Below are 20,411 nucleotides of genomic sequence, written 5' to 3'. Positions count from 1 at the left end.
TTATCTGGGCCGGAGCGTGCCTTCCGTGGTGCCGAGCTGTTCCGCGACGTCCAGTTCCCGGATGAGCCGGGCCGCAGTGCAGGAGCCGTCCAGCAATTCCCGGTAGCGGGATACCAGAAGGCGTGCTTTTTCCGGAGAATCGTCCAGCAGTTCCACGCGGAAGCGGGAAAGGCCCTGATGGCGGAAACCCCGGAAAAAGCCGGCTCCCGTCTGCGCGCGGCCGTTGAACAGGGTGTTCCGGCACCCGGCGTCCGCCAGCAGGGGATGGAGCTGCCCCACGCGGTCCCGCAGCTGCACGTGGTACCGTTCACAGGGGCGGCCGCAGTTCTTATAGCTGGAGCCGTCCGACAGGAAGGTGCAGAACACGCAGTGCTCCATGTGGAACATGGGCATGTGCTGGTGCAGAGTCAGTTCAAACCATTCCGGCGGCGCGGCGCGGAGCAGGTCCTCCACCTGTCCGGCGTTCAGGTCATAGGAAATGGTGAGATAATCCAGGTTCCCCCGTTCCTTCAGGATGGCCGCGCTGTACGGATTGGCGACATTCAGGGAAAAATCCCCGATGCGGTGCAGGGGGGAATGGCGGAAGTACTGCGCCGCGCCCAGGTTGCGGATGAGGACGCCGTCCGGCTCCGCCCGTTCCATGAGCTTGAAGTAACCGGTTTCCGACGGCTTCTGGATGCGGGGCGTTGCCAGAAAGACGGGGATGCTTTTCGTGTGCCGCCGGACCGCTTCCACTCCCGCCGCATAGTCCCGGAGGTCTTCAAAATCCAGATAGACGGCGTCCGCCCCGGCATCCAGAACGGAAGGTATCTGTTCCGGCCTGCGGCACAGCACGGACAGGTGCGGCGGCGCGTCCGGAGTTGCCGCACCCGCCGGAAGCGCGGGAAGGACGAAAGGTTCCGGAAGACGGGTGGGAACGGAGGCTTCCCTCTCCTGCCGGACCGTTTGAATTTGTTCCACGAGGGCGCGCCTTGTCTGGTTGAGGATGCTGAGCGGGAGCATCAGGCCCTCCGGCAGGCGGCATTCGCAGGAAGCCAGGCGGAACCCCGTTCCTCCCAGCCTGCCGAGCTGCTGTTCCAGAACTTCAGGAGTCAGCGGGCGTTTTTCCGCCGTTTGCAGGGGCTGTGCGGACTGCACGGAACACCCGTATTCCGGGCAGGAAACCGTCAGAGGCTCCCCGGCGGATCCGGTGCATGCCAAATGGAGGGGAAGGACGGCCTCCGGCAGGTGCTCCCGCATTTTTTTCAGCTCGGCGTTCAGGGCCGGATCATCCGTTTTCCAGAGCTTCTGCCCCGGCCTGACCTTGCTCCAGTCAATGCCGGAGGCTTTTCCGTGGAAGAAAAGGCGGTTTCTCTGCACTTTCCAGATGCGGCCGCCCTGTTCTTCATTGCGGTCCTCCCCGGCGTCAATGACGAAGCCGTCGCCGGGAGCGAGCGGAACGTTCCCTTCCGGCCTGATGTCCAGCCAGCCCTGGCCGCTGTCCACAATGGCGCCTGCATAGGCGCCGCGCTTCTTGCCGTGGCGGCCGTGGGTCAGGCGCGGGTGGTCCGTGCCGTCCAGCCAGCCGGTGGAAAAGCCGCGTGAAAATACCATTTGCAGTGCATAACGGTCGCGTGCGGTCACCAATTCATCCACGGGTATTCCGGCGCAGGCGGCGTCCAGGGCCTTTCTGTAGGCCGCCGTTACCGCCGCAACGTATTCCGGGCTTTTCAGCCGCCCCTCTATCTTGTAGCTCTTCACGCCCATGCGGACCAGGTCCGGAATGCGGTCAAGGGCGCACAGATCCTGCGGGCTGAGCAGATAGCGCCTTTCTCCCAGCGGAACGGCCTTGCCGTCCACGACCAGGGTATAGGGCAGGCGGCAGGCCTGTGCGCATTCTCCGCGGTTGGCGCTGCGCTGGCCCAGGCTTTCCGACGTGAGGCACTGGCCGGAGTAAGCCACGCAGAGCGCCCCGTGCACAAACACCTCCAGGGGAATATCCGTATGGCGTATGCATTGCCCGATTTCCTCCAGGCTCAATTCCCGCGCCAGCACGGCCTGCTTCAAGTCCAGGAAACCGGCGGCGAATTCCAGGCCGTCCGGGGAGGAAAGCGTCATCTGGGTGGAGGCGTGCAGCTCCAACTTCATGGCGGGATCCTGCCTTCCCCACTCTGTCAGGCAGCGGGCAAGCCCGATATCCTGCACGATCACGCCGTCCACGCCGGCGGCATTCAAATGGCCTAGGTAGGTGAGGGCGTCCGCCAGCTCGGAGGTGAAAAGGAGCGTGTTCATCGTCACGTATCCCCTCACGCCGTGCGCGTGGAGGAAGCGCATCAGTTCCGGCAGGGAATCCAGCGTAAAATTATTCGCGCGCAAGCGGGCGTTGAAACGGTCCAGGCCAAAATAAATGGCGTCTGCGCCATTGGCTACGGCGGCGCGGGCGCAGTCCATGTCCCCGGCGGGAGCCAGCAATTCGGGGCGCAGGTCTCCGGGCCGGAGGGAGGAAAGGGTCATGTCGTCGGAAATCACGGGGAAAAACAAAAAGGATGGAGGGGTTACTGGGCGGTGCTGCGTTTTTCCGCATGGCGGAGCAGCGCTTTCAAATCCCCCAGAAGGAACAGGGAGCCTGCCGCCAGGGCCGGAAGCGGGGAGGCCAGGGCCGCATGCAGCCCGTCCGGAAGGGTGGAATGGATAAAGACGGGGCCGGTTTCCAGTCCGGCCAGCAGGACGGCCAATTCTTCCGCCGGCATGATGCGGGGGGAAGTGCAGGGAACCAGGTGCCATTCTCCGGTGATTTCCCGCAAAACGGGGATCATCTCCCGGATGTGCTTGTCTGCGGATGCGGCAAAAACCAGAGCCGCCTTCCGCCCGGGGAATTCCTCCTTCCATGTGGCCGCGAGCACGCGCGCCGCATGTTCGTTATGGGCGCCGTCCAGCACCAGCGGTGGCGTTTCAAGGCGTTCAAACCTTCCGGGCCACTGCACCTTTGCCAGGGCAGCGGCGGCTGCGGAAGGGGAGGGGAGGGCGTGGAGCTGCCTCATGGTTTCCAGCGCCAGGGCGGCATTTTCCCGCTGATGGGCTCCGGGCAGGGATGGCCGGGGCGTTTCCCCGTCCGCCCGGGCGACCGTAAGGGGGGAACGGCGGTTCCGTGCCGTCTGTTCAATGACGGCCATGGCTTCCGGGCTCTGCACGGCGGTCACGGCCGGTTTGCCGGGGGAGATGATGGCCGCCTTTTCCGCGGCGATCTCTTCCAGGGTGTCTCCCAGGTACTGCTGGTGGTCCAGGCCGATGGGGGCCAGCACGGCGATGTCCTTGGGCACGGCGTTGGTGGCGTCCAGCCTGCCGCCCAGGCCCGTTTCCAGAATGATGAAGTTCACGCCGCTTTTGCGGAAGTGGCGCAGGGCGACGGCAAGCGCCAGCTCAAAAAAGGTGGGCGGCTGTTCCCAGCCTTCCGCCAGTTGTTTCAGGAAGAAGATTTCTTCCGCCAGCGCCTCCGGGGGAATCATATTCCCGTTCACGCGGATGCGTTCGGAAAACTCCACCAGATGGGGGGAGGTGAACAGGCCGGTCACATACCCCTGTGCCCTGGCCAGGGCCTCAATCATGGCGCAGGTGGAGCCTTTCCCGTTGGTGCCAGCCACGTGGACCACTGTGGCATCCGTCCGGTCCGCATCGGCTGCCGCCAGCAGCTTCCCGGTATTGTCAAGCCCCAGCTTGATCCCGAAGAATTGGGTGGAAAAAAGCCAGTCAAGGGCGGCGGACACGTTCATGAGCGGTATTCTACCACGGGAAGGCTCCCGTTCAATCCCGGTATGGGAGGGGGCGTCAATAAAATACCGCCGGGAACGGACGCGGCAAACACGAACAAGCTACCGTTGCTACCTCTCGGTCCTGGCGGGGTTTGCCAGTCGTGCCTCCACGGGGTTCCCGGCGGCCCAGACAGTAAACTAGGTTTGCGGTGCAGTGTCAACCTTCAAAGACATCATCTCCTTTTGGTAAAGGAGAGCAAAATGGAGATCAGAAGAACCACGCCGATGACGGCGGCGGCCGTGAAGAAAATCTCTTCCTCCTGCCTGAGCTGGCTGCGCTCCCCTTCAATTTTCCCGTCCCTGATGCGCTGCAGCCCGTGCAGGACCTTGGCCTGCTCCTCCACGTCCGCCTCCGTCCGCATGACAAGCGTTTCCTCATGGCTGACGGCCTGGTCGTAAGGGGCGATCATGGTACGGAACTCGGGGTCTTCCGAAAGGATTTCCGTCTCATCATACTCTTCCGCCAGGGGGGAGTTCATGGCATCCCGGAGACTGGCGATCTGTCTGTCCACCTTGTTCTGGAACAGGGCCAGCTCCCTTTTGGCCTTCTCGTAGGCCGCCGTCTGGTCACTCAGCATGGCTTCCCCCTTGCGGGTGATGCGGTCCAGCTCCTGCGGCAGGCTGGCCTGGAGCTTGAGCAGGTCCGCCCGGCTCTCCGTCACCTTGAAATCCTTGCTCTTCGTATTGGACGCCTCCGCGCGCTGGATGCGGTTGATGTCCAGCCGGGTTTCCACCTGGCGTATTTGTTCCTGGAGCCGGTTCCGGGCGTTGTCCAACTGCTGCCTGGTGGTGTCCCGCTTGCCTTTGAGCTCCTCCACGTCCGCGACGCGGCGGTCATATTGTTCCAGGAGATTGGCTATCCGGGCTTCCGCGCTCCGGGCATTGGGCCTTCCCTTCACGGCGGGCACGGACTTTTTCCCGGCGTTTGCCTGGTCGATCTTCTCCATCTGGGCATCCCAATACTTGCGGATGGCCTCTTCCTTCCTCTGGATGGCCGCCTGGAGGCGTGCCGCCTGCTGTTCGTGAAGTTCCGCCGCCTCGTCAAAACGGGCCTGGGCCGCATCCAGCTCCGGATAAGGCTCCTGCTCCATGGCTTTGATGGCTTCATGCCTGGGCACGAGGCCGGTTTGGTAATAATCCCAGCCGTAATAGCCGCCGGCGAGCAACAGGATAAGAAGAAGGTAACGCATAAATTGAAGGTGGTTAGAGGCAGAAGTTTATCTCATAGTGGAAGTTCCGCCGGATTTTGCAAACCTTAAAATCAGCCATCCGGAGCTTTTTTCCTCCGGGACGGGAATGATGATAAATCCGCGGCACGGGAGGCGTAATCTTCCTTGAAGCCATACTTTCAAATCATGTCTATTTTTTCATCACGCAGACAATTTCTCAAATCCCTGGGGCTCGCGGCCGGAGCGGCTGCCGCCGGAAACGTTCTCCCCGGGCAGGCCCTGGAAATCCCTGCCGGGGACAGCCTCTGGAAATCCGGCGCCCAGGCGTCTCCGCGGCCTTCCGGCTCCATGTACATGGGGGGCTTCAAGGCCCCCGGGCTGGCCCGCATCAGGCTTGCCTTCATCGGCGTGGGCGGTCGCGGCTTTTCCCATCTGGCTCAAATGTGCGTGATGGACGGGGTGGAAATCGTGGGCGTATGTGATTTGAAGGAAGACCTGGCCAAGCGCGGCGTGGACCGCGTGCTTTCCAAGATGGGGAAAAGCCCGCTGAGTTATTCCGGCGGGGACACGGAATACCTGACCATGCTGAAGGAGCTGAAACCGGACGCTGTCATCATCAGCACGGACTGGAGCACCCATGCCGGAATCGCCTGCGACAGCATGAAGCACGGCGCGCACGCCTTTGTGGAAGTTCCGCTGGCCGTCTCCCTGGAAGAACTCTGGAATCTGGTGGACACCAGCGAGGCCACCCGGAAGCACTGCATGATGATGGAAAACGTCAACTACGGCCGGGACGAGCTTATGTTCCTGAACATGGTCCGGCAGGGGGTCATCGGCGATCTGCTCCACGGGGAGGCTGCATATATCCACTGCCTGGTGACGCAGTTGGGGGACACGCGCGGGGAAGGGGCCTGGCGGCCTGAATACCATACCCGGATCAACGGTAACCTGTACCCCACCCATGGACTGGGGCCCGTGGCGCAGTACATGAACCTGGCGCGCGGAGAAGACCATTTCAGCCGGGTGGCTGCGTTCGCCTCCCCTGCGCTCGGGCGCAATGCCTACGCCAAAAAACACCTTCCCGCGGACCACCGCTGGAACAATACCCCCTTCATCTGCGGGGACATGAACACGGCCATCGTCAAGACGCAACTGGGGCGCACTATTGTCGTCCAACTGGATGAAACGTCCCCCCGGCCCTATTCCCGCGCCAACCTGATCCAGGGAACCGAAGGCACCCTGGCCGGCTTCCCGACCCGCGTGGCGGGTGAAAAGCTGGGCAACGGCAACTATCACGAATGGATTGAAGGCCGGGAGAAGCTGGCCGCCATTTACGAGAAATACGACCATCCGCTCTGGAAACGCATCGGGAATCTGGCTACGAAAATGGGCGGCCACGGCGGCATGGACTTCGTGATGCTTTCCCGCATCGTGGAATGCCTCCGGAACGGAGAGCCGATGGACCAGAATATTTACGAAGGAGCCGCCTGGTCTTCCCTGCTGCCGTTGACGGCTCATTCCATCGCGCAGGGCGGCATGCCCGTGGAGTTCCCGGACTTTACCCGCGGAGACTGGAAAACCACCGCGCCGCTGGCCGTGGTTTCCTGAGAAGGAAAATAGCAGAAGACGCTGGAAAAGCAGATGTACAGGGTTTGACTCGCAGGCATCATGGAAATGATGCCTGCGAGTCGCATTCCTGAAAAAACAAAACTACGGCTTATCAGAAAATACAGGCTCTATATTTAACAGGCCAGCGCGCGGAGTCATTCCAGTAAAAAATCCCTCACGATGGAAATAGAAAGGGATTAAAATGAAAACCGGGGCCAGATGGCATTTATCTTATTTTCCGGTTTTTTCCGTCGTCCCCCGTTCCAGTTTTTCCATGAGTTCCTTTTCACTCATGGGTTGGTGATTATTCTTCAATTCCTTTATTTTCTCGCGCGTCTGCCTGTCTTTTGATTTGCCTAATTTCTTATACGCATCAGTCATGTCGAAATAGACCAGCTTAAGATTGTTTACCTTGTTTTCGTCTTCATCATTCGTCAAGCTGACGGTAAGGATGTAGCGGCCTCCAATCATGGTGAATCCTTCACCCAGAACACGGTAGCCGTCGTAATGTTTTCTGAGGTATTCATCTCGCGCCGATTCCAGCATGCTGTAATCCTTGACCCCTTTAAGATCAAGCACGGCGGGATTTTTATAGGAACCGGCAGGAAACTGGACGGCCCCGGCGGCCTGTTCTTGTGCTTCGTCCGCTCCAAATGATGGATTGATGGCCAGCATGGCGCTGCATCCTATGGTCAAAATGGTTATTTTTAATAATATTTTCATCTTCATTGCCCTATGTTATTGTTAATATGTATGGTTATTGTGTTACCGCCATTATTTGCTGCATCCGTTGTCTCTGCATAATTCCATTCTTCTGGAAAGGGCTTTTTGGTGTAAAAGAAGAATCGCCTTTTCTTTTGCTCTCTCATTCCAGGGCAGGTCTTCCGAGACATCCACGACAACAGTGGCACCCTGATCTAGATTCACGATCTCTGAAACAGTGGAGCCGTCCTTGTGAGTGTAAGTTGCCATGGCAGTCGCATGAACCTTGAATTTCATTGATTTTCCCTTAACCGGTTCAACCAGCTCTGCTGTCGGCTCTGAAATATTTATGAGCTCATAGCCGCATTTTGCTTGTTTGGCATGTGCCGCTCCAACGAGGATGCCCAAAACAAGCGAAAAACAGCACAATATTTTTGGAACCATCATCATATTATCACCTATGAAATTGAAATGATAAATTGTCAATGGAAATTGATAATCCCGGTAGATGTTTTGCCGTTATTCCATCGTAAAGGAATTGGGTGGTAAAAATATTTTTCTAATTCATAATAAATAAATTATAAGCTTTACTGTTAGATAAGGCATTCCTGGAAGCTCGCGAATCAGTTTCCCCGGTGCAACTTTGCATGGCTAATATGGGTGAGACACAATGGACGCGGAATGCACGGTGAAAGATTTCGTCATGGGATTGTTCCAAGGCTGCCGCAAACAGGTGGAATGCCGTGATGGTGTACGCCCCTGTTTTTATGATTTCCGGCAAATTCTCCGGCATGGGCGGCCAGATGCCAAAAACAGGTCTCATCAAGAAAACCGGATTTTCTGACTTTCCCTCATCAGAGAGGAAAAAATGCGTGTTAATGCATTTTTCTGTTTCCTTTCTCATCTCCCCGTTGAATTGATTTTCATCAACCGTTCCTTCAGGAGATGAAATTGGTTCAGCTCTTGCAAAGAACGTCCTTAAGTTCTTCTGCGCTCATGTTCATGAGCCACTGTTCCGGGCCGCCGGAGAACAGGTCGTCCGCCATGCGGCGCTTTTCCGTCAGCATGGCGTCAATGCGGTCCTCAATGGTGCCGCGGCAGATCAGGCGGTGCACCAGCACGTTCCGGTGCTGGCCGATGCGGTAGGCCCGGTCCGTCGCCTGGTTCTCCACGGCGGGGTTCCACCAGCGGTCCACATGGATGACGTGGGAGGCCTGGGTCAGAGTCAGTCCGGTCCCGGCGGCCTTCAGGGACAGGATGCAGAAGGGAGGCCCGGATTCCTTCTGGAAGGCGGTGACGATGCCCTGGCGTTCCGGAATGGGCGTGCCTCCGTGCAGGGTAAGCCCGGAACGGCCGAAGACCCCGGAAAGCAAGTCGTGCAGATGGGGAATGATGGAACGGAACTGCGTGAAGAGGATGGCTTTTTCCTGCCGGGCGGCGATGGAGGCGCACAATTCCTGAAGACGCAGGAACTTTCCGGAGCGTTCCGGGGCGTAGTCGTCCGTGCCCTGGAACTGCGCCGGATGGTTGCAGATTTGCTTGAGGCGCGCCAGGACGGGCAGGATCAGCATGAGGCGGGCGGCCGGGTCCGGTTCGTCCAGCATGGCGTGCAGCGTATCTATCTGCGTCTGGTACAGGGCGCCCTGTTCCGGCGTGAGGGGGCAGTAGGCGGGTATTTCCGTCTTGTCCGGCAGGTCGGGGACCAGGGCCGGATCCGTCTTCATCCTGCGCAGGATGAAAGGGCGCACCAGGCGGCGCAGCGGGGCATAGCCTCGTTCCAGGGAGCGGGTGAAGGCTTCAAAGCTTTTTCTGCCGCCAAGCAGGCCCGGATTCAGGAATTCCATCAGGCTCCATAATTCATTCAGGTTGTTTTCCACCGGCGTGCCGGACAGGGCGGCGCGCCTCTCCCCGTGCAGGGAGCGGATGGCGCGGGAACGTGCGGAACCTGCGTTTTTAATGGCCTGGGCTTCATCCAGAATGATGGCCGGGAAATGCAGCCCGGCCAGCGCAGGCGCGCGCGCGGCCATGCCGTAGGTAGTAATGACGGCGTGGCAGCCTTCCCGGCGCGGGATTTCCTCCGGCTGCCATGAATCCGGGGCGGAGGGGTGCATGATGCGCAGGGCGAGCTCCGGCGCGAAGCGTTCCGCTTCCTCCTTCCAGTTGGACAGGAGGGACGCCGGGGCCACGATCAGGGCCGGGAGGCCTTCCAGCCGGCCTTCCCTCCGCAGCGCATCCAGCCATGCGATGGCCTGAAGGGTTTTCCCCAGCCCCATGTCGTCCGCCAGGCAGGCGCCGAAGCCCCGTTCCGTAACCCGGTACAGGAAGGAAAAGCCCTCTTTCTGGTAAGGGCGCATCAGTGCGTTCAACCGGGGCGCAAGCTCCGGCACGGAGACGGGAACCTCCCCCGCCAGGATATCCAGGGCCTGCCGGAGATCCCGGCCCGGTTCCATCACGCAGTCTTCATCCGGTTCCGGGAGCTGCGCAAGCTGGTCGGAAGGGCCGTTGACCAGCAGCCTCAGCCCCTGAACCAGGGGAATGCCCAGGGAACTCATCATGCGCGCCGCCTTGGTCCACCGGTCCATCAGGTCCCGGACTTTTTGAGCGTCCACGCGCACCCATTCCCCCTTGAAGCGTATCAGGCCGTCTCCATTGCTGAGCAGTTCCTCCAGTTCCTCCGGGGCCAGGTCCCTGCCTCCCAGCGTGGCGGCTACGGAAAACCGCAGCAGGCTGTGGACGGAAAGCCCGGAGGAATGAGCCGTTTTTTCACTGCCGGGAGCGTCCGCCGTGACTTTTACCTGTAATTTGGGAGGGGATTTTCTCCACAGGTTCACCATGCGCACGATGATGCCTGCATGTTCATAGGCCGGCGTGTCCTGTAAAAAGTCCCGGGCTTCCGCAGCGCTCCAGGCCAGCGGGGCGTAAATCTTTCCATTGTCCAGCAGTCGCTGCAGCAGGGAGCTTTCCCGTGCCGCTTCCTTCAAGGGCTGGAGCACGGCCAGCAGGGCAGTGTAGTTCCCTTCATGAAGTTTCAGGGCGGTGGAAAGGGGAAGGTGGCGCACCTGGTTGTCCGCCGCGCTTTGATGCGCAAAGGTAGCCATGAAGGCAAAGGGCCGGGAGCCCGTGGCGTCATCCCGGTTTTCCGCAAGGTGGAAGAATACCTTCCCAATCTGGTTCCAGGGGGCGCCCAGCCCGTTCAGCCACGCGGCGGGAGTGATGCCGCGGGTGCCGACTTCCTTTTTCACCAGCCTCCGGAAATCCTCAAGCCATCCGGCGATGACGCCCGGAGTGACGTATTCCGCCCCCGGCACGGGAGGGAACTGTTCCGCCAGGGCCGCTCTTTCCGCCGTGGGGGCCAGCAGGTGGTCCAGGACGGTGTCCACCTCATCCGGCCTTTCCGCGGCGGCGTGCGCCATGCGGGTGAGCGCCTGGCGCGCCATGTTCTTGATAAAAAAGGCGCCCGGGTCAGGCGCGGTTTCCCAGTTGGAGACCGCGAGGGCATATAATCCGTTTCCGGCCCCCTCTTCAAACAGGCGGTCGAAGGGGGGCGTGTCCGTCACCGGCGCTCCGGATGGAAGGATGCGGAAACCGCTGAAGTTCCGTTCCTCTTCCGGCGCTGCGTGATGGGATTCCGGCTGCATGGCTGGAAGGAATGTAGCATGGCCGCCCAGCTTGTTCAATCCATCCCGCCGCCCTGCGGCATGCGGTTCCCGTGCCGCTTACAGGGCGAACGTCGTATCTTTGATGATGGGCAGTTTGGGCGGCGGCGGATTGAAAAGCTCCTTGATTTGTTTCAGATATTCGATCAGGGCTGAACGGACGCTTATTCCCGTCGGTTTGCCGTTTCCCTTTTGAGGGAATTTGAAATTGTTGCACAGGTAGTCGCCCATCGCGACAGTGTAAATGACGCCGTTTTTCAAGGTGCTGGTGATGCTTGGCGTAACGCCGTCCATAATCTGGTAGGAAAAGCCGGAGCAGTAAACTTCCAGAATGCCTCCTTCGTCATCGGACGGGGACATGAATTTGGACAGAATCAGTTGTTCAATGTCCGCCTTGCTCATGGAGCAGGTGACGACCTTTTCCCGGAAGGGCTCCATTTCATAAATATCCTTGATCTTGATGGGGCCCTTGCAGAGATGGCTTCTGGCCCGTACGCCGCCGCGGTTGTAAATGGCAATGTCCGAATGGGAGGCCTGCTGGATGGCTTTGCAGAAAAAGGTGCCTACGGTGACGTGCGTGATATCCTCCCCGGCGACGCCCACCTGCTGGTTGAAGAACGGGTTTCCGGTGAACTGCTGGACAATCTTCTCTACTTCCGGGTCGCTGGGAATCCTTTCGTCCAGGGAAACGGCCTTCGTGGACTTGGAAAGGATGGAGGCGGGTTTTTCCGTGGAGAAGGGGATTTCCGTAACGCCTGCATGGCTCAGTCTGTGGCCCGTGTGGCTGAGCAGCGTTCCGGTTCTGAGATGGCCGTGCGGAAGCATCACATGAGTATGGCCACCCAGAATGACGTCGATATTCGGAGAATACTTCATCATTTTCAGATCGTGGTCGTATCCCAGGTGGCTGAGGATGACATTGATGGTGTTATGGTGCAGGCGGAACCTGTCCGTGATGCCCTTGTAATCCTCTTCATCCGGCAGTTTCCATGAAATGCCGCTCATCCTGCGGACGTCCGTGGTCTGCAGGTCCACCAGGCCGATGAACCCTATGGAAATCGGCGTGCCCTTGATGGGGATGCTGGCATACGGGGAAAAACAATTTTCCAGCGTGGGGGAGGGATTGACGTTGGTAACGACAAACTTGGTGCCGGGCATCCCCTTAATGTGGTCCCGCAGGGCTTCCTGCCCGTAATCCAGGTCATGGTTCCCGATGGTCACGATGTCGTACTTAAGCTTGTTCATCAGGACAGTCAGGGGTTCGCCCCGTTTTTCCCAGTCGTCCACATAGGGGTTGCCCATGAAATAATCTCCGGAATCCACCAGCAGCACGTGCGGGTATTTGGCGCGGTACTGTTTTACCAGCGTGGCCAGTTTGGGGAATTTTTCCAGATTGCCGTGCATATCGCTGGTGGAAATGATGATCAGCGTTTTGTGGGGATCCGATTTGAGCTTCTGAGCCAGGGTGAACGGGCACAGGCATGCCAGGCCGGCAAGGAGAATGCGGGGCGGAATCATGGATGGAGAAAGTAGAGATACGGGAAATGATAAAAGGGATTAACGGGCGAAAACCTCGTACGGGCCGTCACCCACTGAAATGACTTCCAGACGGACCTTGGATACGCCGCGGCTGTGCAGGCCGATGCGGCTTGCGGCGGACGCGGTCAGGTCTATCAGGCGGTTGCTGTGAAAGGGGCCTCGGTTGTTGATCCTGACGACGGCTGATTTGCCCGTGGCCAGGCAGGTGACTTTCACCTTGCACGGCATCGGCAGGGTTTTGTGGGCCGCCGTCATGGACCGCTGGGGATTGATGTACTCTCCGGAGGATGTCTTCATGCTGCGTCCTTTCCCGCCATACCAGGAGGCATAGCCGGTTTCACTGTATTGCAGGGCGTCTGCGACGCTCATGGGAGTATATCTTTTCCCCCTCACCCGGTAGGGCGCATTTTTTGGGACCTATATACTTGACTAACCAAACTATTTTATAATATTTTCGTCATTCCCTTTTCATCTGAAGGTGAATAACTTAGACAAAAACGCTGACTAGGTATTCTAGTCAACGTTTTTCATAATATATTTGTAATAAATAAATTACATCTTATCAAATGTACCCTTTGCAGGTAATTCCTTTCCCATATTCTCTTTCATTGTACCTTCAGCAGCAACATTATTACCATTAAACGTCAAATTAAGATGAAATCCTACCCAATTTGACTCAATCTGCAAAATTCCTACATTGGTTCCGGTCTTTTCAAAAACATAGCTTCCTGTAATCGTTCTGGTTGTTTCATGGTCATTAGCATCATATTCGACTGCATCAAATGTAACGGTTCCGGTACTGAAAACAAAATCCTTTGCTTCCAATTCCCAACCATCACCTTCCTGATAGTCTACATACATGCCTCCTGTAAGAGTTTTTCCTTCCAGTGTCAATGGAGCTTCTGAATTGTTTCCATCTCCATTGGACGATGACTTACTGCATGAGGTAAGCAGAGCCAAGGATGCTAGGACTGTTCCAAGTAATAATGTCTTCATAGTTCTTATCTAGGTTTGTTCCTATTTTAGGAACATTGAAGACCTATTACCGAATTCCAAATGACTTGTAAACACTTTTGTACCTGAATTTGGTACAACCTCATTCTCTGTTATTGTTCCAAAATGAGGAACAGGAATAGTAATGAAGAGAAAAATCTTCGTAAAATATTAAAAGAAAAACGTTTAGAGTTGAATATGACTCAACGGGACTTGGGAGAACTCCTGAATACACCTCATACCTTCATCAACAAATATGAAGTAGGAGAACGGTATCTTACATTCACGGAGGTCATCAACATTTGTAAAAATCTACAGATAGATGTGCATAGTCTTCTGGATGATGTGATGAAAGATTCTGCCGAGTAAAGTCGCCTGACATATGGGTTCCTCGGTCATTATGTCACATTAACCGCGTCAATTTGTCTAATATTGTGACATTTTGACACACTCGTTTTATTTATTTAAATTGTTGGAAAACAATTTATTTCTATAGAATACAAATGAGTTATATAATTTTATAAAAACTGGCATGATATTTGCTCTATAAGATATGAGGTTGAGAAATTGATAGACCATATGGTCGTTTCTCAACGCGAACTTCTTATTGAGTAGAAAGGAGGAAAATTAAATGAGCAAAATTTATAGTATTTCCTATGATTTGAATACACCAGGTCAAAAATATGATGACTTGTATGCTGCAATCGAAAGTTATGATAGCTGCAAGATTATGAAATCTCATTACCTTGTTTATACAAGTTCAACTGCAGGTCAAATTTATGATAAATTGAGTATCTGTTTAGATCAAAACGATCGTATTCTCATATCTGAATTGAATTCTAATCATAGAGGATGGTTAGCACAATCAGCATGTGATTGGATTAAAAAACGGTCATAAAATTGATAATTGATGATAGCAAAATTCATGGTTGTAATTTATTTTACAACCATTTTTATCAATTTTCTTGCCTCTATATCGCCATCTATATGGAAATTCTTCCCTCACATTCAATAGTTTAGAAATTAAAAGAAATAATAATTTTCTCCATCGGGATATTGGTATTTCCGAAATACGAAAAATTTCATTAGATGGACCAACTAAGCAATTTTGATTTTTTTCTTCCATAAAACTATTTACTCTCTATTTTCAAAATCAATTCACTAAATCACGATACATCAACCTCTTACCAACCATCTTGGCAATCGTATCTCCTATAAAATCCATTGTCTCTACCTTAGAGGTATTGTGCCTGTAGGAAAACTCATGGATATACCTCTTCAAATGTTTAGGAGACATGTAATGGTAAACTCCATAGTAACCTCTTTTTAGTAGAGACCAGAAACTTTCAATGGAATTAGTATGAACCTCTCCATTGACGTATTGCTTCCCTGAGTGATTGACAAACTCATGGACAAAACCAGTCAATCCTTTGTAGGATTTGAATTCATCGGTAAACACATTGGATTTTTTCTCAACATGTTTATTGATAAAACCTTGTAAATTGTAAGCAGACGTATTGTCAATGTGCTTCACAATAACATTACCATTTCTCTGTTTTGCTCCAATGACAATCAGTTTACCTACGGAACCTCTTCCCTGATTTAGCTTCTTGGAAAAATGCTTGTTGGATTCTTTTCCTCCGATGAAGGTTTCATCTACTTCCACGATACCGTCCAACTTCTCCTTTTTATCCTTCATCCAAACTTCCCTTATTCTGTGACATAGGAACCAGGCAGTCTTCTGAGTGATTCCAAGTTCTTTTGAAATCTGGATGGAGGAAATGCCTTTTCTGGAAGTCGCCAACAGGTACATGCACATCAACCATTTGTGAAGAGGCAATTTGGATTCCTCTAAAATTGTACCAAATCTGACGCTGAAGAACTTTCTACAATCCTTACAGCGATAAGGCATCGGTTTTTGATCCTTACATTCGGTGATATAATTGGAACCACAATGAGGACAACGGACATGACCATTCCATCTTTTTAACTCAAAATACTTCCGAGCGGATTCCTCATTAGGAAATTTGGAGAAGAAGTCATAGAGAGAAGTGTATTTGAGCTTAGTTTTTCCCATATCATCGCTTGGTTGATAGGGAAATTTTGTCGTGTTTTGATTGGTTCGTACGCGTTTATTTTCAGCGTATTGAGAATTATTTTGTATTACAATTTTCTTACCCATATTGGGCGAGTAGAAAATTGTCCTTAAAATTGAATGATATAAAAATTAATAAGGATTAAATTAACCATTATTGGGTTTAATGATGATTGTCTAATTGACATATTCTCATTTTTGTGTATTTTTATGGTTGTATGAATGATAAGAAATTATCTTATGATGAACAAATTGAATTTTGTATTAATTTTCGTGATAATATTGAATTTTCAGTAAAATCATCTATTGAAAAAGATAGAAGCGATAATATTTTACCATATCTTCCTTCTACTTTGACTCTACAAAACTTTGCCGATCGTTGCCTAAATGAGAAAATTGCTAAATTTGCTTATGCCTATTTGTCCATTGAGACCAACGTGACTGAGGAATACCCGACCGTTTTAACTGATCTTCGAGTTCCCCTATTGTTAAGGACTCAATTCTTATCTTGGCTTCTGGATGAGCAACATAATACGGTCCAAACTTCCATCGATCCTCTTTCGGGATTGACTTTTTTAAGTAAAGCTCCGATCTCCTTTTCTGATTTAGTTTGTAGAATAATATCCGCTCTGACAGATAAATGGAATAATTTTTGTGTTGTTTGGATGCTTCATTTGTCTGACCCAGAGAATCAATGTAACATTGATATACATGCCTTGAAAATTGCTGAATCTCATTCCATGTATAAGAAGTATAAGAAGATTTTGAATAATAATTGTTCATATTAAATTTGTGTTTTTATGATGATAGAGGATGATATTGAGTATCAAAACCATGCAATTTTTAAAGAATTGGATCAATATATAGATTTTTACAATTCCTTATCTACAAATGTATTTTCTTATATGACACAAGGAACAAAGTCTATATGTAATATAGATAGTTATGTATACTCATCATTGAAAGGAACCTTGGAATCAATAAAAAATACTCTTAAAAATGGACGAATAAATGATGCCTGGGCATTAATGAGAAAATATCATGATTCCATCATAATTAACATATATTCAAATTTGTATTTAAAAAATAATTTTAATATTGAAAATCTAGTTGTTCAACAAATTGATAATTGGTTAAATGGTAAAGATTCTTTGCCAGAATTCAGAATAATGTCTCGCTATATTCGAGACGTTAAATCTTTAGAAAATCTCCGGTCACTTGTATTTGAAAAAGATGACAGATATAAGAAAATAAGAGATAGATGCAATAATAATATGCACTATAACTTTTTTTCAAATATTATATTGAATGATAATGAAATACATCTTCCAAATAGAGTAAAAAAATTGAATGTTTTTTCTTTTGATTTAAAGGATCTATTTTGTTTACATATATCGTATATGTTTTCCATAAAAGAACACTATATGTCTTCAAGTGACTATATTGATTATCTGGAATGTGGCATGCAACCTCCAGAAAATTCTCAATATTGGGTTGCTCCTTTTGTTCAAGAGGCATTAGATGAAATACTTGCCAAGCATCGTCCAGATATTATGCAGTATTTACGACAAAATACTTGCATGCAAATTGAATAGAAGGTCATCTAGTTGGATGGTTAGTCAAGTATGTAGGTCCCCATTTTTTACATGCGCCTCTGTCGCCTGTACGGCCGGGGCCGTTTTCTGGCCGCACTTCTCCGTAGTGGAGCAGCCCGGCATCAGAAAAAGCAGCAGGACGGGGAGGGACCAATTCACGCTTTTTATCTTTAACACATGTTTATAATCTTGTATAACAAAAAAGAAACAGGAATTGAAATTTAATGGATAGGGATGCCCGGAAGGAATCTTTCCCCCTGCCGTGGTTTACCAGTTGAGCGGCGCGGGAAAATGCAGTATGCTTGCCCGCATGAATCCTTCCAAGGTAATCGGCCTGGTCGCGTTGGCGGAAAAACTGGGACTGGGGGAAGCGCTGCGCATCATGCGCCGCGAGCTTTCCCGCCACGGGCTGGGGTCCTGCGTCATTGAGACGCCGGATGCCCTGGAACAGGCCATCGTCCGGTGCAGCATGCTGGTAACCTTCGGCGGGGACGGCACCATGCTGACCGTCTCCTCTCTGGCGGCTGCGCACCACGTGCCCCTGGCGGGCGTGAACCTGGGGCGCCTGGGATTCATGACCACCTGTTCCGTACAGGAGCTGCCGCTGCTGGCGTACGCCCTCCAGGAGGGTTCTTTCCTGACGGACGAGCGCTCCATGCTGGAGGTGGTCCGGATGGGCGTGGACGGTGTCGCAGTCCCTCCCCGCAAGCTGGCGCTGAATGAAGTCTCCCTCATCCGCGCCCAGTCCGGCAAGATGGTGGACCTGGATGCCGAGATAGACGGAGAACTGCTGAACCGCTACCATGCGGACGGCGTTCTGGTCTCCACCCCCACCGGCTCCACGGCGTACTCCCTTTCCGCCGGAGGGCCGCTGGTATGGCCCATGTCCCGCGTGGTGTGCGTCACCCCCATCTGCCCGCACAGCCTGACCAACCGTTCCGTGGTGCTTCCGGACACCATGACCATACGCCTGCGGCCCCGCGAGCGCCGCGGCCGCTTTGATTCCATGGTTTATTCCCTGGACGGCCGTTCCGCCTATCCCATTGAAGTGGGAGAAAGCCTCGTGATCCGGAAAGCTCCGGAAACCCTCTCCCTGGTTCATCTCCGCAAACAGAACTTCGGCGCTCTCTTGAGGGCCAAGCTGCGCTGGCAGGGAGCGGAGATTCCTACGGATGATGAATAAAACCGTTCCGGCGGTTCGGAAACCGGGCCCGGTGTCTTTTGCAGGCCGGGGCGCTTCTCCATTGATCGTTCCACATTGGCGCAGGGGCGGTAAAACGATTTTTTTAGGATGCGGGCTTGACGAAAAGGCCTATCCTATAATACTCTTCCTGCCCTACCACCAAGGGGGTGGTAGATCTTAATCGCATAAACGCGTAAGAAATAGTCATATATGAAGACCCACGTGAAAAAAGGTGATGAAGTAGAAATCATCGCCGGACGTAACCACAAGGGCAAGCGCGGCACCGTTCTCGCCGTGAATGCTTCCAAAGGTACTGTCATCGTAGAAGGCGTCCGCACCCTGAAAAAGGCTGTGCGCCCGACGGAACAGAACCCGGAAGGCGGCATTCAGGAGATTAACGGCCCGATTCACATCTCCAACGTGAAAAAAGTAGGCTAGGCCTCCGGCCTGACCCTGCGCTTAAGCCACATAAATCATTAATAAAGAGCTGACCCGCTAAAACAATGAGTACACCAACACTGCAAACATACTACCGTGAAAAGGTCGTTCCCGGCCTTCAAGCGAAGCATGCATACAAGAACGTGCATCAGATTCCCCGCCTGGAGAAGATCGTTGTCACCTCCTGCATGGGCAAGCACCCGGACCGCAAACAGGCCGTGGAAGATGCCGTCAATGAAATCGCTAAAATTACCGGACAAAAGCCGTCCGTCACCTTCGCCCGCAAGAGCGTGGCCAACTTCAAGGTGCGTGAAGGCGAACCTCTGGGAGCCCGCGTAACGCTGCGCGGCGCCCGCATGTGGGAATTCCTGGACCGCTTCATCAACGTGACGGCTCCGAACATCCGCGACTTCCGCGGCCTTCCCTACAAGTCCTTTGACGGCAACGGGAACTATGCCATCGGTATCTCCGACCAGTCCATCTTCCCCGAAATCGAACTTGACCAGATCAAGCGTCAGATCGGCTTCGACATCATTTTCGTGACTTCCGCTCCTACGGACGATGAAGGCCGCGACCTGCTTCGCGGTCTGGGCGTTCCCATGCGTGAACCGAAGAAGGCCGAAGAAACTCAAACCGCTAACGCCTAACTATTTCTTACCATGGCCGTATTAAGTGACCCCATTTCCGACTTCCTCACCCGCCTGAAAAACGCCAGCCTGGCCGGCAATGAGGAATTTACCGCTCCCTGCTCCAACATCAAGGTGGAAATCGCCCGGATTCTGCAGGAAGAAGGCTACATCTGGAACTATGAAGTGACCGGTGAAGGAACCAAGAAGCAAATCAAGGTGAAGACCAAATTTACCTCCCAGGGCAAGCCGGTCGTCACCGACGTGAAGCGCAGCTCCAAGCCGGGCCGCCGCCAGTACGTTTCTTCCGAGGACATTCCCCGCGTTCTCAGTGGGCTTGGCATTGCCATCGTCTCCACCTCCCGTGGTGTGATGACCGGTGCGCAGGCGCGCAAGCAGAGCATCGGCGGCGAACTTCTCGCCCTTGTATGGTAACCATTAACATTTCCTAAACATATGTCCCGAGTTGGTAAAAAATCCATCACATTGCCGGACAAGGTAACGGTAAAGGTTAACGGCTCTTCCGTTCAGGTGGAAGGCCCCAAAGGCAAGCTTTCCTGGACGCTTCCGGAAGGCATCACCGCCTCCGTTGAAGGCAATCAGCTTTCCGTTGACCGCGCTGGCGAAAGCCGCCAGCTTCGCGCCCTGCACGGCACGAACCGTTCCCTGTTGAACAACATGGTCATCGGCGTTTCCGAAGGCTTCGTCAAAAACCTTGAAATCGTCGGCGTCGGTTTCCGCGCCGCCGTGAAGGGCAACATCCTGGATCTGAACCTGGGCAAGTCCCATCCGATCAACCAGGTAATTCCCGAAGGCCTCAAGGTGACCGTGACCGAAAACACGAAAGTGACGGTCGAAGGCATCGACAAGCAGGTCGTAGGCCAGTTTGCCGCTGAAGTCCGTGCGTACTATCCCCCGGAACCCTACAAGGGCAAGGGCGTGCGCTTTGCCGGTGAAGTTATCCGCCGCAAGGAAGGCAAGAGCGTCGGTAAGTAATTCAGGTAATAACTATTACAACA

Annotated in this window: 21 protein-coding genes and 1 other RNA gene; 10 read left to right on the top strand and 12 right to left on the bottom strand. The window is 53.5% G+C overall.

Going from position 1 to position 20,411, the window contains the following annotated elements; genetic code table 11:
- The 4 genes from P8A25_RS12400 to P8A25_RS12385 form a co-directional block, all read right to left on the bottom strand.
- On the bottom strand, positions 1–2,508 hold the full coding sequence (locus P8A25_RS12400) for a U32 family peptidase (protein ID WP_215442417.1): 2,508 nt from the start codon (positions 2,506–2,508) through the stop codon (positions 1–3).
- A 26-nt stretch (positions 2,509–2,534) separates the two neighbouring features.
- On the bottom strand, positions 2,535–3,749 hold the full coding sequence (locus tag P8A25_RS12395) for a folylpolyglutamate synthase/dihydrofolate synthase family protein (protein WP_215442412.1): 1,215 nt from the start codon (positions 3,747–3,749) through the stop codon (positions 2,535–2,537).
- Between the two features lie 66 nt (positions 3,750–3,815).
- Positions 3,816–3,910, bottom strand: an RNA gene (gene ffs, locus P8A25_RS12390) — signal recognition particle sRNA small type.
- Between the two features lie 51 nt (positions 3,911–3,961).
- Complete coding sequence (locus P8A25_RS12385; protein ID WP_102736482.1) at positions 3,962–4,978, bottom strand: hypothetical protein; 1,017 nt, start codon at positions 4,976–4,978, stop codon at positions 3,962–3,964.
- Between the two features lie 165 nt (positions 4,979–5,143).
- Between P8A25_RS12385 and P8A25_RS12380 the strand changes: the two genes are divergently transcribed.
- Positions 5,144–6,565 carry a Gfo/Idh/MocA family protein gene (locus tag P8A25_RS12380; protein ID WP_022396864.1) on the top strand — a complete coding sequence of 474 codons (1,422 nt, stop codon included), beginning with the start codon at positions 5,144–5,146 and terminating at the stop codon, positions 6,563–6,565.
- A gap of 231 nt (positions 6,566–6,796) precedes the next feature.
- Here the strand turns inward: P8A25_RS12380 and P8A25_RS12375 are convergent, their stop codons facing one another.
- The 7 genes from P8A25_RS12375 to P8A25_RS12345 all read right to left on the bottom strand — a co-directional run bounded on the left by P8A25_RS12375 (position 6,797) and on the right by P8A25_RS12345 (position 13,458).
- A complete protein-coding gene (locus P8A25_RS12375; RefSeq protein ID WP_404838716.1) occupies positions 6,797–7,294 on the bottom strand; it encodes a hypothetical protein in 498 nt (165 codons plus the stop codon).
- A gap of 45 nt (positions 7,295–7,339) precedes the next feature.
- Positions 7,340–7,717, bottom strand: a complete 378-nt coding sequence (locus tag P8A25_RS12370; protein WP_102733225.1) for a hypothetical protein — start codon at positions 7,715–7,717, stop codon at positions 7,340–7,342.
- 109 nt (positions 7,718–7,826) lie between these two features.
- Positions 7,827–8,171, bottom strand: a complete 345-nt coding sequence (locus P8A25_RS12365) for a hypothetical protein (protein WP_404838715.1) — start codon at positions 8,169–8,171, stop codon at positions 7,827–7,829.
- Between the two features lie 52 nt (positions 8,172–8,223).
- The gene (locus P8A25_RS12360) at positions 8,224–10,905 is read right to left on the bottom strand and encodes a DEAD/DEAH box helicase (protein ID WP_215442410.1); all 2,682 of its coding nucleotides are present in this window, start codon (positions 10,903–10,905) and stop codon (positions 8,224–8,226) included.
- 78 nt (positions 10,906–10,983) lie between these two features.
- A complete protein-coding gene (locus tag P8A25_RS12355) occupies positions 10,984–12,441 on the bottom strand; it encodes a bifunctional metallophosphatase/5'-nucleotidase (protein ID WP_404838714.1) in 1,458 nt (485 codons plus the stop codon).
- A gap of 39 nt (positions 12,442–12,480) precedes the next feature.
- Complete coding sequence (locus tag P8A25_RS12350) at positions 12,481–12,831, bottom strand: septal ring lytic transglycosylase RlpA family protein (protein ID WP_257229053.1); 351 nt, start codon at positions 12,829–12,831, stop codon at positions 12,481–12,483.
- Between the two features lie 183 nt (positions 12,832–13,014).
- On the bottom strand, positions 13,015–13,458 hold the full coding sequence (locus P8A25_RS12345; protein ID WP_215442244.1) for a hypothetical protein: 444 nt from the start codon (positions 13,456–13,458) through the stop codon (positions 13,015–13,017).
- 123 nt (positions 13,459–13,581) lie between these two features.
- Between P8A25_RS12345 and P8A25_RS12340 the strand changes: the two genes are divergently transcribed.
- Together P8A25_RS12340 and P8A25_RS12335 are read left to right on the top strand one after the other, a co-directional pair.
- The gene (locus tag P8A25_RS12340; protein ID WP_287159448.1) at positions 13,582–13,824 is read left to right on the top strand and encodes a helix-turn-helix domain-containing protein; all 243 of its coding nucleotides are present in this window, start codon (positions 13,582–13,584) and stop codon (positions 13,822–13,824) included.
- Between the two features lie 262 nt (positions 13,825–14,086).
- A complete protein-coding gene (locus P8A25_RS12335) occupies positions 14,087–14,353 on the top strand; it encodes a hypothetical protein (RefSeq protein ID WP_215442242.1) in 267 nt (88 codons plus the stop codon).
- A 255-nt stretch (positions 14,354–14,608) separates the two neighbouring features.
- On the opposite strand, the gene P8A25_RS12330 is transcribed toward P8A25_RS12335, so the two are convergent.
- Positions 14,609–15,532, bottom strand: coding sequence for an IS1595 family transposase (locus P8A25_RS12330; protein WP_215442314.1), 924 nt, complete (start codon positions 15,530–15,532; stop codon positions 14,609–14,611).
- A gap of 236 nt (positions 15,533–15,768) precedes the next feature.
- On the opposite strand from P8A25_RS12330, the gene P8A25_RS12325 reads away from it, so the two are divergent.
- The 7 genes from P8A25_RS12325 (at position 15,769) to rplF (ending at position 20,388) form a co-directional block, all read left to right on the top strand.
- Positions 15,769–16,338 (top strand): hypothetical protein, encoded by a 570-nt coding sequence (locus P8A25_RS12325; protein ID WP_154301762.1) that lies wholly within the window; start codon positions 15,769–15,771, stop codon positions 16,336–16,338.
- 12 nt (positions 16,339–16,350) lie between these two features.
- Positions 16,351–17,145 carry a hypothetical protein gene (locus tag P8A25_RS12320; RefSeq protein ID WP_215442241.1) on the top strand — a complete coding sequence of 265 codons (795 nt, stop codon included), beginning with the start codon at positions 16,351–16,353 and terminating at the stop codon, positions 17,143–17,145.
- 310 nt (positions 17,146–17,455) lie between these two features.
- Positions 17,456–18,328, top strand: a complete 873-nt coding sequence (locus P8A25_RS12315) for an NAD(+)/NADH kinase (protein ID WP_404838713.1) — start codon at positions 17,456–17,458, stop codon at positions 18,326–18,328.
- Between the two features lie 210 nt (positions 18,329–18,538).
- The gene (gene rplX, locus P8A25_RS12310; protein ID WP_022396872.1) at positions 18,539–18,766 is read left to right on the top strand and encodes a 50S ribosomal protein L24; all 228 of its coding nucleotides are present in this window, start codon (positions 18,539–18,541) and stop codon (positions 18,764–18,766) included.
- Positions 18,767–18,831: 65 nt separating this feature from the next.
- The gene (rplE, locus tag P8A25_RS12305) at positions 18,832–19,413 is read left to right on the top strand and encodes a 50S ribosomal protein L5 (protein ID WP_022396873.1); all 582 of its coding nucleotides are present in this window, start codon (positions 18,832–18,834) and stop codon (positions 19,411–19,413) included.
- A gap of 12 nt (positions 19,414–19,425) precedes the next feature.
- On the top strand, positions 19,426–19,827 hold the full coding sequence (gene rpsH / locus P8A25_RS12300) for a 30S ribosomal protein S8 (protein ID WP_215428584.1): 402 nt from the start codon (positions 19,426–19,428) through the stop codon (positions 19,825–19,827).
- A 21-nt stretch (positions 19,828–19,848) separates the two neighbouring features.
- Positions 19,849–20,388 carry a 50S ribosomal protein L6 gene (gene rplF / locus P8A25_RS12295; RefSeq protein ID WP_102721103.1) on the top strand — a complete coding sequence of 180 codons (540 nt, stop codon included), beginning with the start codon at positions 19,849–19,851 and terminating at the stop codon, positions 20,386–20,388.
- The last annotated feature ends 23 nt before the right edge of the window (positions 20,389–20,411 follow it).

It is taken from the genome of Akkermansia sp. BCRC 18949 (assembly GCF_045011645.1).
Taxonomy (GTDB): Bacteria; Verrucomicrobiota; Verrucomicrobiia; order Verrucomicrobiales; family Akkermansiaceae; genus Akkermansia; species Akkermansia massiliensis.
This window is presented reverse-complemented; position numbering and strand designations above follow the sequence as displayed.